We start from the raw sequence: 14,097 nt of genomic DNA on the forward strand, positions 1-14,097 counted from the left end.
AACAGGAATCACCATGAACACCACGCTCTTCCGCATCGCCGCCGTCGCTCTCGCCGCCTCCGCCACCCTGCTGCTGTCCGCCTGCGGGGACGACGCCGCGAGCACCCCGGCCGCCCCGGCCGACACCACTTCCGCCGCCCAGCCGGCGCCCGGCGGCGACGCGGCGGGCGCATCGACGGCGCTGGTCGACGGCAAAGCCCTCACCGGCGATTTCGACACCACCTGCGCCAAGCAGGGCAACACCCTGGCCCTGGCGCTGACCGATACCGACAACGCCCAGTACGGCCGGCTCAGCGTCAGCGCCAGCATCGTCGACGACACGACGGTGCAGGCGGTGGCCATCGCGGGCAGCCAGGGCGGATCGTCCGGGATGCCCTACGCGGTCGGCTACGGCAACGGCCAGCCCGGCGGCTCGGCGAAGGTCGCCGCCGACGGCGACACCTTCACCGTCACCGGTTCGGGCATCGGCGCTCCCGATATGGCCGACCCGCTGGCCGGGCCCGCCACGGTGACCTTCGAGATCACCTTCGCCTGCGCGAACATCGTCGGCGCCTGACCCCGATCCGGACATCGGGCTCTTCGTCGCCCCGGCACCGCATCCGCACCGGCCGGATGTGCGGGGCGACGGGGTGGCCCGGTATCCGGACCACAAACCCATCCAGGAGAAATCATGATCCGCACCCTGCGCACCCTCGCCCTCGCGGGCGCCGTCCTCGCCGTCGGCTGCTACCTCTGGCACGGCCTCACCTACGAACCCGGTCCCTATGAACCCGACTACCTGGCGTGGCTCAACGGCTATCTGGCCCTGCCCTTCACCGCGCTCACCGTGGTCGTCACGGTGTTCGCGTTCACCGGCGCGGGCGTCGTCACGGCGCTCACCGGCCGCAACACCGGCGATTTCCGGAACGCGCCGATGGGTCTGGGCACGGTGAAATCGTTCGGGCACACCGGTGTCAGCGTCAACGATCAGCCGCAGATCCGGATCGAGTTCAGTGTCGAAGGCACGGACGGCAAGGTATTCGACGCCGCCGCGAAGATGGTGGTGCCGCTGACCGAACTGGCGCTGCTGGCCCCCGGAGTCGTACTGCCCGTGCGTTACCGCCCGGACCGCCCCGGGATCGTCGAACTGGATCTCTCCGGTGACAGCACCGCGGCCCAGCGGGTGATGAACGAATCCCTGATCCGCAAGGGGTTCACCACCCAGGAGAAGGTGGATATCGCCGCCCGGGGGATCGCGGCGCAGGCGGTGGTGCAGTCGCTCACCGTCCCGGGCGAGATCCGCGACGGCTATTCGAAAGTCGCCGTCGGACTGGCGGTGACCAGGCCCGACGGCAGCATCTTCACCACCCGGTCCGAGAAGTTCCTGCCGCCGTCGGCCATCGGCAATGTACAGGTGGGCCGGATCGTCACAGCGCACTATCTGCCCGAGAACGAGCAGGAGGTCGTGCTGTCGATCCCGGTCAACGCGTGAATCCGCGCCCGGTGCGCCCGCTCCCGACCGGGAACGGGCGCACCGGCATTCGCACGCCGGGGACCGCTCGCAACGCGGCGGGGAACCGGTCCGGCTCGTCGCCGCCGACGAAGCAGTGCGGCGAGGCCCGCACCACCGAATCCAGACCGCGAGCCGACATATCGACCAGCCCCGCACGCTCCTGACCGGAGGGACGTCCCGAGTTCGGCTACGGCTCGGTGGGTTGCGCAGTGGCAGCGGCCGGGCCGTCGTCACGAGCGGAGGCCATCCGCCCGACTTCGGCAGCCAGCGAGCCACCGGGCGCCGAGTGCAGATCGTAGGTGCACTCCCACAGCGGATACCCGTCGCCGGTGACGATGCCGGTATCGGCGAAGTCGAGGCGGCGCAGCATCCGGCCGATACCGCCCTTCACATGCTCGGTCTGTGCGTACAGTCGCAGGGTGCGCCGCTCCGGATGCGCCGCACGCATAGTGCTCACGATGTCGACCAGATGATCGAGGAAGACCAACGGGAGAACCGCCGAATTCCCGCGCAAACGGCCCCGAGCGCTGCGAATCAGACCCATCGAGAACAGCACCACGGCGTCGGACCATTCGTCGGCCGCGGCGATATGAACGCCGCGTACCTCGGAATCGGGTAGGCCGCCGGTCCGGCAGTACTCCGCTTCACCCAGCCGGTTCAGTGGCAGGATCGATGACATGCCCACGGGCAGGTACTGGTCACCGACTCTCGCTTCGACGATCCGGTACACGAGCGGATTCGCTTCGAACGAACTCCGGTTGCGCCGCTTGATGACATCCAACGGCGTGGAAAACGCCGTGAGACCGAAGACCTCGCGGTTGAGCTGACACAACAGATCCAGTTCGCGGGCCGTGATCGGCCGCGACCGGTAGTCCATCGGTTCCGACACCGGCAACCCTCCTGCGATACGCCGTTCGAAATCACGGGTCAGGTCCGGCGCGATGCCCGACCTGTCGATCAGTGCGGCCAGTACCTCGAACGGCTCGCGGCCGACGGCCATCCGCAATCCCAGAGAGGCCACTTTGATCGTGCCCGCGACGATTCCCGTCACGAGAATGTAGGCGAGCCAGTCGCTCTGGGTGACGACCGGCACCGCCTCCAGCGCGGTGCGCGCCGGCTCCGCGACCTCGAGGGAACTGGCGATCCCGGCGATCAGGGCGCTCGCGCCGAACAGATACTTGCCCGGCCTGCGCACCGCGAGGATGAAGGTCCGCTGCGAATTCTCGATCCACCGGGATGTTGTCGCCACGGAATACCCCTGCCGCCCAAGTGATCCGGATTTCACCGAGTTTAGCGCCCGGGCAGCTCACGCAGTCGAAGTCACGAAGATCGACCACAGCACCGAGGAGTGTTCGACGGTGCGCGGCATTCGCGCGCGCCGAAACCGCTCAGAGCGCGGCGACGGCCGCGACGAACCGGTCCAACTCGGCACGGTCGACGAAACAGTGCGGCGAGGCGCGCACAACGGAATCCAGACCGCGCGCGGTCATATCGAGCAGCGTCGAGCCGCGATGGCTGACGGTGACCGTGATGTCCTTGCCGAGCAGACGGTCCCGGACCTCCACGGGTACCGTCCCGGCCACGGTGAACGAGACGATGCCACTGTGTTCCACCCCGAGGTCGCGGACGGTGACCCCGCGCAGCTCACCGAGTGCCCCGCGCAGATACTCGGCGCGCTCGGCTATCGCGGCATAGACCGCGTCGGGACCGAGGTCGAGCAGATACCGCACCGCCGCGCCGAGGCCCAGCCGCGCCGCCACATCGTGCTCCCAGAACTCGAACCGCGACGCGTCCGGCGCCATCCGGTACTCGTCCGGACCGGTCCACGCGGCGCTGTGCAGATCGAGCCGTCCTGGTTCCATGGCGGCGGCGAGCTCGGGCCGCAGATAGAGGAACCCGGTGCCGCGCGGGCCGCGCAACCATTTGCGGCCCGTGGCCGACAGCGCGTCCACGCCGAGTTCGGTGACATCGAGCGGCAGCTGTCCCGCGGACTGACAGGCGTCGAGCACCACCAGCGCCCCGGCCTCGCGGGCGATCCGCGCCGCCGCGGCCACCGGGTTCACCAGTCCCCCGTTGGTGGGCACGTGCAGCAGCGACACCAGCCGCACCCGCTCGTCCATCATGGCGGCCAGGGCGTCGGGGTCGAGGCGACCCACCTCGTCGTTCGGGATCTGCTCCACCCGGGCCCCGGTGGCACGGGCGCGTTGCAGGGCCGCGATGGCGTTGCTGGCGTAGTCGGCGCCCGAGACGAGGATCCGGTCGCCGGGGCGCAGCGGGACGGCGTAGAAGAAATCCGACCACGCACGGGTGGCACTGTCGCTGAGGGCGACGGTGTCGGGCGTCGTGTGCAACAGGGTGGCGATCGCGTCCTTGACCCCGGCGAGATCGGCGAGGCGTTCGTTGGCGGCCCGGTATCCGCCGATCTCGGCCTCGCGACGCAGGTGGTCCACGACGGTATCGGTCACGATCCGCGGCGGGAGCGAAGATCCCGCGCTGTCCAGAAAAACGCTTCCGGTGCCGACCCCGGGTGTATCACCGCGTACTCGCTGCTCATCGACCATGTCCCCGACCCTATGACGGATCCGTGACACGTTCGCGCCGAAAACGTGTCCGTCCCCCTCGCTACTCTGGATTCCACGCGAGGCTCGACCAGCCGCCACGGCACGGGTTCGTGTCCCGCCGTCGATCGAAGACGAACCGGCAACCGAACACGAGCCCAGGCAGTACCGGCAATCGAACACGCGAGATACGAACCGGCGAGAAGCCGCATGGAGGTTGGTATGGCGGTCACGCTCGAACACCCGGAATGGACCAGCGACCGATCCCCGCACCCGGCACTGTCCAGCCGAGCGGCGGCCGAAGCGTACGTCGGCGGGGTCTGTTTCAAACTCGGCCCACCGGCTCTCATCGGCGCCGAACTGGAATGGTTCACCGTCTGCCGTACCGGTCGGTCGGCACGCCGGAGCGCACCGCAGCCGACCCGGGACTGCGCACATCACCTGTTCACCGGCCCCCGGCCCACGACCGAACTTCTCGCCCGAGCGCTGGGCCCCTACGCGCCCCGCTCGATCGCACCGGATTCCCCCGCCCACCCGCTACCCGGCGGCAGCCGGGTCACCGTCGAGCCCGGCGGGCAGATCGAACTCTCCAGCATCGCCGTCGCCGAGGCCGCCGAACTGTGCGCCCGGCTCGGCGCCGACCAGCGGCGGTTGCGCGAACTCCTGCACGCCGGATCCATTCGGATGGTCGCCGCCGCGGCGGACCCGGCCCGGACCCCGCACTGTCAGCTGCAACTCCCGCGCTACCGGGCGATGGAGGACTATTTCACCCGGATCGGCCCGTACGGCCGGCTCATGATGAGCAATACCGCGGCGGCGCAGGTCAGCCTCGATATCGGCGCCGATCACGCCGAACTCACCGCCCGGTGGACCGCGCTGCACGCCGTCGGTCCGGCGCTGATCGCGGCCTTCGCCTGCTCGCCTGTCCTGCGCGGCGCCCCCACCGGCGACTGGGCCTCCCAGCGGATGCGCACCTGGCTGCATCTGGATCCGGACCGCGCCTGCCCGCCCGTCGCCGACTGGGCCGACCCCGTGACCGGCTATGCCGCCTGGGCACTGGACGCGCCCCTACTGTGCGTGCGGCGGCCCGAAGCCGACGCACGGGTCGCGTGGTCGGCGCCGCCCGGCGCCACCTTCACCGACTGGATATCGGGCGATCTGGACGAGGTGATCGGCCGCCGCCCCGATATCGGAGATCTCGACTACCACCTGACCACACTGTTCCCGCCGGTCCGCCCGGCCGGGTATTTCGAGGTCCGCTACCTCGACGCCCAGCCGGGCGACGGCTGGACGGTGCCGATCACCGTCCTGAACGCGCTCCTGTCCACCCCGGCCGCCGTGGCCGACGCGACGTCCGCCGCCGCACCCGGTGCCGGACGCTGGGCCGACGCCGCCCGTCACGGCCTCGCCGATCCGGATCTGCGGGCCGCCGCTGTCTCCGTGCTGGAGGTGGCGGCCGCGCACATCCCGTCCCCCGGACCCGACGTGCACGCCGCGGTCCGCCGCTGCGCCGACGGGCGGGCGCCACAGCACGAGGACCACCGTGGGTGACCGCCTCCGAGCATCCTCACCACACCGAACACCTGCCGTCGAGCGGAGCAGCATCGTGACCGTCATCCAGCCGAATACCGACCGTTCACACACCGAGCGGCTACGCGACACCATCGCGGCCACTCTCACCCGGGCCGGTCAGCGCACCGCCGCGTTGACCGACTGCGTCGACGAAGCCGAGCTGCGCGCCCAGCACTCGCCGCTGATGAGCCCGCTGGTCTGGGATCTGGCGCATATCGCGAACCAGGAGGAGTTGTGGCTGGTCCGCGATGTCGGCGGCCGGGAGCCGGTACGCGCCGATATCGACGACCTCTACGACGCGTTCAAACACGCCCGGCCGAACCGGCCGCGGCTACCGCTGCTGGATCCGGCCGAGGCCCGCGCCTATGCCGGCACCGTGCGCGAGAAGGTCTTGGATGTCCTGGAGCGCAACCCGCTCCGGGGCAACGTGCTCGTCGAGGGCGGTTTCGCCTTCGGGATGATCGCCCAGCACGAACAGCAGCACGACGAGACCATGCTCGCCACCCATCAGCTGCGAACCGGGACCGCGGTCCTGTCCGCGCCCACCCCGCCCGTGGCCACCACGGTGGTGCGCGGTGAGGTCGTGATCCCCGCCGGGGACTTCACGATGGGCACCTCCACCGATCCGTGGGCCCTGGACAACGAGCGCCCCGCGCACCCGGTGCGGGTCCCCGCGTTCGCGATCGACGCCACCCCGGTCAGCAACGCGCAGTACCTCGCGTTCGTCGCCGACGGCGGCTACGACCGAAGGGAACTGTGGTCCGAACGCGGGTGGTCGCACCGCCGCGAGGCCGGGCTCACCGCGCCCCAGTTCTGGGAGCGCGACTCCGACGGACAGTGGTGGCGGCGAGTGTTCGGGGTTCGCCGCCCGCTGCGCCCGGAACAGCCGGTGGTGCACGTGTGCTGGTTCGAGGCCGAGGCCTACGCGAAGTGGGCCGGTCGCCGCCTGCCCACCGAGGCGGAATGGGAGAAGGCGGCCCGCTACGACCCGGATACCGGCCGCACCCGCGCCTACCCGTGGGGCGATGCCGATCCCGGACCAGAGCACGCCAATCTCGGCCAGCGCCACCTCGAACCCGCCGATATCGGCGCCTACCCCGCGGGCGCCTCGCCCGCGGGAGTCCACCAGCTGATCGGCGACGTCTGGGAGTGGACGTCCTCCGGATTCCACCCCTACCCCGGTTTCCGCGCCTTCCCGTACCGGGAGTACTCCGAGGTGTTCTTCGGCGGCGACTACAGGGTCCTGCGCGGGGGTTCGTTCGGCACCGATCCGGTCGCCTGCCGGGGCACCTTCCGCAACTGGGATCATCCGATCCGCCGGCAGATCTTCGCCGGGTTCCGGCTGGCCCGCACCGTGGGCCCGGAAGAGGCGTGATGTGCCGCCACATCGGCTATGTGGGCGTCCCGGTACCGGTCGGCGAGATACTGACCCGGGGCCCGCATTCGCTGCGCACCCAGTCCTGGGCACCGCGGGATATGCGCGGCGGCGGAACCATCAACGCCGACGGATTCGGCGTCGCGTGGTGGGGTTCGGGCCCGGTGCCCGTCACGCGCTATCGCAACGCCGATCCGATCTGGACGGATCCGGCGGTCGAGGAGGTCCTGCCCCAGTTGACCTCACCCGCGGTACTCGGGGTGGTCCGGTCGGCCACCGTCGGTATGCCGGTGCAGCGTTCGGCGTGTGCGCCGTTCCTCTGGGATCGGTGGGCGTTCAGCCACAACGGGGTGATCCCGCGGTGGCGGTCGGTTCTCACGGCCGTACTGTCCGATCTCGACGTCGCCGCGACTCGCGCGGGCATGACGAGGCGTTATGAGACCAGCCATCTGCTCGAGGCCGAGGCCCTGACCGATTCGGCGGCACTGTGGGAGCTGCTGCGTCGCCTGCTGGATCCCGAGCCGCCCGCCGGTCTGGCCGAAACACCCGGCACGGCGCTGCGCCTGCTGGTCACCGGAGTGCTGCACCACGCGCCCGACTCCCGGGTGAACCTGCTGCTCGGCGACGGCGGCGGGTTGTGGGCCACCACCTGCTATCACTCGCTGTCCGCACTGATCACCGACGAGTTCGCGATCCTCTCCTCCGAACCCTACGATGACGACCCCCGGTGGCAGCCCCTGCCCGACCGGAGCCTCGTGCACGCCGAACCCGGCCGGCTGAGCGTCGAAACGCTGGAAGCCGGCCGATCCACCGCGACCGAAAGTCTGCCGCTATGACCCAACCCATCGTGGAAGTCCATCTCACCGACGACGATCTGACCGCCGCGCTGCGCGCCGACGCGCGCCGCGGGCTCACCGCCAGCCCGAAATGGCTGCCCCCGAAATGGTTCTACGATGCGCGCGGTAGCGAACTGTTCGAGCAGATCACCGCCCTTCCCGAGTACTACCCCACCCGCACCGAACGCGCCCTGCTGGAATCGGTCGCGGGCGCGATCGCACGCACCGCGGCGGCGGAGGTCCTGGTCGAACTGGGTTCCGGTTCGGCGGCGAAGACACGGATCCTGCTGAATGCCCTCACCGCGGAGGGCCCACTGAAAACCTATGTGCCCCAAGATGTCTCGGCGTCAGCGCTGCGGGCCTCGGCCGACGATGTGGCGGCGGAGTTTCCCGGCCTGGCGGTCCACGGGGTGGTCAGCGATTTCACCGACACCCTGGGCACGCTGCCGCGGGGCGGACGCCGGATGATCGCCTTTCTCGGCGGCACGATCGGCAATATGGTCCCCGCCGAACGTGCCGAATTCCTCACCGGAATCCACGACGTACTCGAACCGGGCGAACAGTTGCTACTGGGCGCCGGACTGATCGTGGACCCGGAGATCCTGGTTCCGGCCTACGACGACGCCGCCGGTGTCACCGCGGAATTCAACCGGAACGTCCTGCGGGTTATCAATTCCCGGTTGGCGGCCGATTTCGATCCCGAGGCCTTCCGTCATATCGCGCACTGGGACCCGGACAACGAGTGGATCGAAATGCGGTTGGAGGCCACGCGGGATATGACCGTCACCGTGTCCGAACTCGGCTTGACGGTTCGCTTCGCCCGCGGCGAACACCTGCGCACCGAGATCTCCGCGAAGTTCCACCTGCACACTCTGGACAGCGAACTGCGGGCGGCCGGTTTCGTCACCGAACACGCCTGGACCGATCCCGACGACCGCTTCGCCCTGGTTCTGGCGGCCCGGACCTGAGCCCGGCGCGCAAAGGTCAGTGGAGCCGGTTCTGCGCCATCTCCAAGCCCACCCGCAGCAGCAGTTCCACGGCGTCGGCCGCCTGTTCGACCACGACCGGCAGTTCCTTGCGCTCGGCCGCGGAGAACGGTTTGAGCACGAAATCGGCCGGATCCTGGCGGCCGGGCGGGCGCCCGATGCCGATACGGGTGCGCACATAGTCCTTGGTGGTGAGGGCTCCGGATATCGACCGCAGGCCGTTGTGCCCGCCCTCACCGCCGCCGCGTTTGAGCTTGATCTCACCGAACGGGAGATCGAGCTCGTCGTGGACGACCACGACCTCGGTCGGCGGGACCGAGAAGAATCGGGCCAGTGCGGCCACCGGACGGCCGGACAGGTTCATGAACGATCGCGGTTTCGCGATCAGCACCTGTCTGCCGTCCAACCGGGCCTGCAACAGATCCGCGCCCGATTTCTTGTGGGCGGTGAACCGGCCGCCGACCCGCTCCGCGAGCGAGTCGGCGACCAGGAAGCCCACATTGTGCCGGGTGCGCTCATAGGCGGGACCCGGGTTGCCCAGGCCGACGATGAGCGTCGGCGCGGTATCGGCCATCGAAGGGGTGGCCGGGTCTTATTCGGCGCTCTCGGCCTCGGTGGCCTCGGCCTCGGGCTCCGGCTCGGCGGCGCGGGGCTCGACGACGTTCACGATGAGAGTCTCGGGATCAACGGCCAGGCTGACGCCCTTGGGCAGTTCCAGCGACGCGGCGGTGATCTGCGTGCCGACCACGGCGCCGGCCACGGAGACCTCGATCGACTCCGGAATGTTCAGGGCGTCGGCCGAGACGGAGATGGTGTTGGCCTCCTGGGTGACCAGGGTGCCCGGGCCGGCCTCACCGGTCAGGGTGACCGGGACGTCGGCGGTGACGGCTTCGCCGCGCTGCACGATCAGCAGGTCGGCGTGCTCGATGTAGCGGCGGATGGGGTGCACCACGACCGACTTGGTCAGCGCGAGCTGCTTCTTGCCGTCGATGTTCAGGTTCAGCACCGCGTTGGTGCCGTGCTGGCGCAGGATGGCCGCGAATTCCTGAGCGTCCAGCGACAGATGCTGGGGATCCGACTGGTGCCCGTACAGCACTGCCGGCACGTTGCCCGCGCGGCGGGTACGGCGCGCGGCGCCCTTGCCGAACTCGGTGCGGATCTTCGCTTCGAGAAGGTTGACGTCGGACATGACTGGATAACTCCTACGGCTCTACCGGGCTGGTGGGCGGTGCCAGGGATATCGCGCCCCTGGTCGGTTGGTCTGCTCGTCAGGCGAAGACCGATCGGAGGCGGCCGGAAGCCGCGCCGCGTCGATCACGGTGCCGCAGATATGCGAACCCTCGCCGAGACAACCCGAATACTGTAACTCAGCCACCGCATAACACCTGAATCGGGTGGTTGTGTCTCGATTATCCGCGCCTCCGGGCGCGCGGGGCAGGGCCCTGCCGACCCGGCCATGGAGACCCGGGCGGGCAGCGGAAGGCGAGGTGCGGGCACTCGGCCCCGCGACCCTTCGGGGCCGTCACGTAGCCTGGATGGGCTGTCCCCGCTCTTCCGCCGAAAGGGTATGTCCGTTGACCGCCTCTACCGAGGGCTCCGTCGCGCCCGCCGCGCGCGGGTTGGCCGCCGAGGTGTCGCGGCGCCGCACTTTCGCCGTGATCTCCCATCCCGACGCGGGTAAATCGACCCTGACCGAAGCTCTCGCGCTGCATGCCCGCAAGATCTCCGAGGCGGGCGCCATCCACGGCAAAGCGGGGCGTAAGTCGACGGTGTCGGACTGGATGGAGATGGAGAAGGCGCGCGGGATCTCGGTGAGCTCCACCGCGCTGCAGTTCAACTACCGGGCCGCGGGCTCCGAGGTCGACAATGTGATCAACCTCGTCGACACCCCCGGCCACTCCGATTTCTCCGAGGACACCTACCGGGTCCTGACCGCCGTGGACGCGGCGGTCATGCTGATCGACGCCGCCAAGGGCCTCGAACCGCAGACGCTGAAGCTGTTCCAGGTGTGCCGCCATCGTGGGATCCCGGTCATCACCGTCATCAACAAATGGGACCGGCCGGGCCGGGCCCCGCTGGAACTGCTCGACGAGATCGAAGAACGGATCGGGCTCACCCCGACCCCACTGTTCCTCCCGGTCGGCATCGCGGGAGATTTCCGGGGCCTGCTGCGCCGCGGGCCCGACGGTGCGGCCGCCGAGTACATCCACTTCACCCGGACCGCCGGCGGCGCCACCATCGCGCCGGAGGAGTCCTTGACTCCCGCATCCGCCGAAGTCCGCGAGGGCGAGCCGTGGACCACCGCCGCCGAAGAGAGCGAACTGCTCTCGGCGACCGGGCAGGACCACGACCAAGAACTCTTCCTCGCCGGGCAGACCTCCCCGGTGATCTATGCCTCGGCCATGCTGAACTTCGGCGTCCGGCAGATCCTGGAAACGCTGGTAGCGCTGGCGCCCGCGCCCGGCTCGCGCGACGCCGTCGACGGCACGCCACGCGCGCCGAAGGATCCGTTCAGCGCGGTGGTGTTCAAGGTGCAGGCGGGTATGGACACCGCCCATCGCGACCGGCTGGCGTTCATGCGGATCGTATCCGGCGAGTTCGAGCGCGGCATGGTGGTCACCCACGCCCAGACGGGCCGTCCGTTCGCGACCAAATACGCGCTGACGGTGTTCGGCCGGGAACGGTCCACCGTGGACACCGCCTATCCCGGAGATGTCGTGGGCCTGGTCAACGCGACCGCCCTCGCACCCGGCCACACGCTGTTCGTGGACAAGAAGGTCGAGTTCCCGCCGATCCCGTCCTTCGCACCCGAACATTTCGCGGCGCTGCGGGCACAGAGCGCGGGTAAGTACAAGCAGTTCCGCAAGGCCATCGACCAGCTCGATTCCGAGGGCGTGGTGCAGGTGCTGCGCAACGACTCCCGAGGTGACGCGTCGCCGGTGCTCGCGGCCGTCGGCCCGATGCAGTTCGAAGTGGTGACCGCGCGGATGCAGGGTGAATTCGGGGTCGAGACCCAGCTGGATAACCTCGCCTACACGATCGCCCGGCGCACCGACGCGGCCTCGGCGCCCGAATTGGACCGCCAGCGCGGCGTGGAGGTGTTCACCCGCAGCGACGGCGCGATCCTGGCCGTGTTCAGCGATAAATGGCGGCTGCAGTACATCCAGAAGGAGATGCCGGATCTCACGCTGGAACCGTTGGTGGCCGCGGCCGACTGACCCGGGCCGGGGCTATCCGGCCGCCCGCTCCTCCGGACCCGGATATTCGCGGTCCGCGTCGAATTCACCGTTGTCCCGGCGTTCCCCGGCGCGCGGGTAGCCGCTCGGGTTCCGTTCGACTTCCTCGACCCCGGTGGACTGCTGGATCAGGCCCCAGCGGTTGGCGGTCAGTCGCAGACTCGGCAGATCGCTGAGGGAGAGCACCACTTCGTAGGTGCGTTCGTAACCGGTGTGCGCGATCCGCCAGCGCCCGTCGTCGCAACGCACGTATTCGTCGTTGTAGAAGGCGGAGCCGCGCAACAACATATTGTTCTCCGGGATCAGCGTGGTATCGGACAGATACCAGATTCCCGTTGCCCGGTCGCCGTTCACATCGATCTCCGGATGATCGCAGCGATGTTCGGTGATCACATGCGGACCGAGTGTATTGCGAAGAAATGTCAGGAATGCTTCCCTGGATTCGAACTGCAGATATTCGCTATAGGTGGCTGTCGCCTCCGGGATCATCGTCTCGGCGAATTCGTCCCAGAGTTTCGTGTCGAGCGTGCGCACGTACCGGAATTTGAGGCGATGGATCTCGAGCACATCGTCGGGCGCCCCGGCGTTGCGCGGGGGCTGTTCGCCGGGCCGCATCGGTCCCACCGTCAGCGGCACATCCGGTTCGGGCTCGAGCCGCGGTGGCAGCGAGACGTCGAGTCCGGCTCCCAACGCTGCCGCGAGCGCGGCGCCGGAGAAGGCCATGGTTTCACTGCTCTGGCCCGGCCGCCGCGGAAAACCACCCGGGCGCGGCCCGGGATCGCTACGCTCCTCGCCCTGGTCCATATCTCCACCATCCCACCTGAAATGGACGAATAGGGAGACAATTCAGATCTGTATCGGATTGCTATCCTGCGTCGGCGGTATTACGGGACTCCCCGTGCCGACCGGTCGGCTCGGAATAGCGCCAGGTAGATACCTGGAATCGGGCCGGGCCTGCGGCGATATCAGAGACGTTCGCCGTTGCCGATGGTGAAGCAGGTCCGGCAGAAATCCTCGCCGAACTCGGTCAGGCGCAGGCTTTTGCGGACGATTTTCGGCGCCCGGCCCGCTTTTTTCAGCGCGGCCTCCACGATCGGCTGGACCTCGAGCACCATGTACCGGCTGAGCACCACCGGATCGTCGGAATTATGGGTCAGTCCGAGCCGGCTGAGGTTGATCAGATACGAGCGTGCGCGGTCCATGTACCGCACCCCCGCCTGCTCCGGAACCGAGGTCAGACCGCCGGCGATCAGCTCCGAACCGATCCCCAGCGGACGGTTGGTACGCACGTCGACGGTGGGCTGTGGCCCGTTGAGCGCCATAAAGCGCAGGATGCGGGCCTCGTCGGGCGCCAATTCGTCGAGGATCCGGTCGTAGGCCGGATGCACCTCCTCGGTGAAGTACACATCGGCCGAGCGGGCCAGCAGCGCATCCCCGCGTTTGCGCAATTCGGCAACGGTGGCCGAGCGCAGATAGGAACCCACCGCGACGGTCTGCTGGGCCGGAGTCTGGCCGGTCGGCACATAGCTGACGATCTCGCGCACCGAGCCCTCGGTCACGCCGAGGGCGCTGCGCGCGATGGACCGCAGCGCATTGCCGGTCCGCTCGGCGATCTCGGCCGAGGATTCCCCGTCCAGCGCGGCCTGAGTGATCTCCCGGGTGACTTCGTAGGAGGTGTTCACCGCCCACTGCCCGCCGCGCACCACACCGCCCGCGGCAAGTCCGGCCGCCCGGAAGACACCGCGGATGAGCCGGGCCTCGTTGCTGATCTGGCGTTGCTCGACATCCGAGCTGCGTTCCACACTCGACGGGGGCCTGCGTTCGATGCCCGCCCCCGAGTTGCGCCCGGCGCCCGGCACGGAGCCGCGCGCGATACCCGGGGCAGAGTTGCGCACGGCGCCCGGTGATGAACTGCGCACGGCTTCCGGTGAGCTCCGCTTCACGGCTCGGGAACCGGCCCGGGGAATCTCCTGTCCGGTCCTGTCGTCTGCCACGTCTACTCCGATATCGCCAGATGAACGAATCCGCTCACCGATTATTGC

At 69.1% G+C, this 14,097-nt stretch carries 13 protein-coding genes; 7 read left to right on the forward strand and 6 right to left on the reverse strand.

All coding sequences use genetic code 11. The annotated features are described in order from the left end of the window. Positions 1–13 precede the first annotated feature (13 nt). Both OG804_RS18880 and OG804_RS18885 read left to right on the forward strand, forming a co-directional pair. Positions 14–556, forward strand: a complete 543-nt coding sequence (locus OG804_RS18880; protein ID WP_328388294.1) for a lipoprotein LpqH — start codon at positions 14–16, stop codon at positions 554–556. A 114-nt stretch (positions 557–670) separates the two neighbouring features. Next, positions 671–1,471 carry a hypothetical protein gene (locus tag OG804_RS18885; protein ID WP_328388296.1) on the forward strand — a complete coding sequence of 267 codons (801 nt, stop codon included), beginning with the start codon at positions 671–673 and terminating at the stop codon, positions 1,469–1,471. A gap of 208 nt (positions 1,472–1,679) precedes the next feature. On the opposite strand, the gene OG804_RS18890 is transcribed toward OG804_RS18885, so the two are convergent. After that, positions 1,680–2,741 (reverse strand): hypothetical protein, encoded by a 1,062-nt coding sequence (locus OG804_RS18890; RefSeq protein ID WP_328388298.1) that lies wholly within the window; start codon positions 2,739–2,741, stop codon positions 1,680–1,682. 139 nt (positions 2,742–2,880) lie between these two features. Continuing rightward, on the reverse strand, positions 2,881–4,053 hold the full coding sequence (locus OG804_RS18895) for an aminotransferase class V-fold PLP-dependent enzyme (RefSeq protein ID WP_328388300.1): 1,173 nt from the start codon (positions 4,051–4,053) through the stop codon (positions 2,881–2,883). 219 nt (positions 4,054–4,272) lie between these two features. Here OG804_RS18895 and egtA point away from each other — a divergent pair, with 219 nt between their 5' ends. From egtA to egtD, 4 genes are all read left to right on the forward strand, one after another. Further along, complete coding sequence (egtA, locus tag OG804_RS18900) at positions 4,273–5,601, forward strand: ergothioneine biosynthesis glutamate--cysteine ligase EgtA (RefSeq protein WP_328388302.1); 1,329 nt, start codon at positions 4,273–4,275, stop codon at positions 5,599–5,601. 64 nt (positions 5,602–5,665) lie between these two features. After that, positions 5,666–6,997: an ergothioneine biosynthesis protein EgtB gene (gene egtB, locus OG804_RS18905; RefSeq protein ID WP_442941890.1), complete on the forward strand. Its 1,332-nt coding sequence runs from the start codon at positions 5,666–5,668 to the stop codon at positions 6,995–6,997. Further along, positions 6,997–7,833, forward strand: coding sequence for an ergothioneine biosynthesis protein EgtC (egtC, locus tag OG804_RS18910; RefSeq protein ID WP_328388306.1), 837 nt, complete (start codon positions 6,997–6,999; stop codon positions 7,831–7,833). The genes egtB and egtC overlap by 1 nt, the downstream gene beginning before the upstream one ends. Next, a complete protein-coding gene (gene egtD, locus OG804_RS18915; protein ID WP_328388307.1) occupies positions 7,830–8,801 on the forward strand; it encodes an L-histidine N(alpha)-methyltransferase in 972 nt (323 codons plus the stop codon). Before egtC ends, egtD begins: the two co-directional genes overlap by 4 nt. 16 nt (positions 8,802–8,817) lie before the next feature. On the opposite strand, the gene pth is transcribed toward egtD, so the two are convergent. Together pth and OG804_RS18925 are read right to left on the reverse strand one after the other, a co-directional pair. Continuing rightward, entirely contained in the window at positions 8,818–9,393 is a 576-nt protein-coding gene (gene pth, locus OG804_RS18920; RefSeq protein WP_328388308.1) for an aminoacyl-tRNA hydrolase, read from the reverse strand. An 18-nt stretch (positions 9,394–9,411) separates the two neighbouring features. After that, positions 9,412–10,008, reverse strand: coding sequence for a 50S ribosomal protein L25/general stress protein Ctc (locus tag OG804_RS18925; RefSeq protein ID WP_328388309.1), 597 nt, complete (start codon positions 10,006–10,008; stop codon positions 9,412–9,414). A gap of 346 nt (positions 10,009–10,354) precedes the next feature. On the opposite strand from OG804_RS18925, the gene OG804_RS18930 reads away from it, so the two are divergent. Further along, positions 10,355–12,037: a peptide chain release factor 3 gene (locus OG804_RS18930; protein WP_328388311.1), complete on the forward strand. Its 1,683-nt coding sequence runs from the start codon at positions 10,355–10,357 to the stop codon at positions 12,035–12,037. 12 nt (positions 12,038–12,049) lie between these two features. Here the strand turns inward: OG804_RS18930 and OG804_RS18935 are convergent, their stop codons facing one another. After that, a complete protein-coding gene (locus OG804_RS18935) occupies positions 12,050–12,670 on the reverse strand; it encodes a nuclear transport factor 2 family protein (protein WP_328398527.1) in 621 nt (206 codons plus the stop codon). A gap of 350 nt (positions 12,671–13,020) precedes the next feature. Continuing rightward, positions 13,021–14,049: an Abi-alpha family protein gene (locus OG804_RS18940; RefSeq protein ID WP_442941573.1), complete on the reverse strand. Its 1,029-nt coding sequence runs from the start codon at positions 14,047–14,049 to the stop codon at positions 13,021–13,023. Positions 14,050–14,097: the final 48 nt, after the last annotated feature.

Origin of the sequence: Nocardia sp. NBC_00416 (assembly GCF_036032445.1) — a bacterium.
Lineage (GTDB): Bacteria > Actinomycetota > Actinomycetes > Mycobacteriales > Mycobacteriaceae > Nocardia.

What these genes read in the sequence shown, in the direction of transcription:
- OG804_RS18880 (WP_328388294.1), top strand. Translation starts at nt 14, where the DNA reads ATGAACACCACGCTCTTCCGCATCGCCGCCGTCGCTCTCGCCGCCTCC.
- OG804_RS18885 (WP_328388296.1), top strand. Translation starts at nt 671, where the DNA reads ATGATCCGCACCCTGCGCACCCTCGCCCTCGCGGGCGCCGTCCTCGCC.
- OG804_RS18895 (WP_328388300.1), bottom strand. Translation starts at nt 4,053, where the DNA reads ATGGTCGATGAGCAGCGAGTACGCGGTGATACACCCGGGGTCGGCACC.
- egtA (WP_328388302.1), top strand. Translation starts at nt 4,273, where the DNA reads ATGGCGGTCACGCTCGAACACCCGGAATGGACCAGCGACCGATCCCCG.
- egtC (WP_328388306.1), top strand. Translation starts at nt 6,997, where the DNA reads ATGTGCCGCCACATCGGCTATGTGGGCGTCCCGGTACCGGTCGGCGAG.
- egtD (WP_328388307.1), top strand. Translation starts at nt 7,830, where the DNA reads ATGACCCAACCCATCGTGGAAGTCCATCTCACCGACGACGATCTGACC.
- pth (WP_328388308.1), bottom strand. Translation starts at nt 9,393, where the DNA reads ATGGCCGATACCGCGCCGACGCTCATCGTCGGCCTGGGCAACCCGGGT.
- OG804_RS18925 (WP_328388309.1), bottom strand. Translation starts at nt 10,008, where the DNA reads ATGTCCGACGTCAACCTTCTCGAAGCGAAGATCCGCACCGAGTTCGGC.
- OG804_RS18930 (WP_328388311.1), top strand. Translation starts at nt 10,355, where the DNA reads ATGGGCTGTCCCCGCTCTTCCGCCGAAAGGGTATGTCCGTTGACCGCC.
- OG804_RS18935 (WP_328398527.1), bottom strand. Translation starts at nt 12,670, where the DNA reads ATGCGGCCCGGCGAACAGCCCCCGCGCAACGCCGGGGCGCCCGACGAT.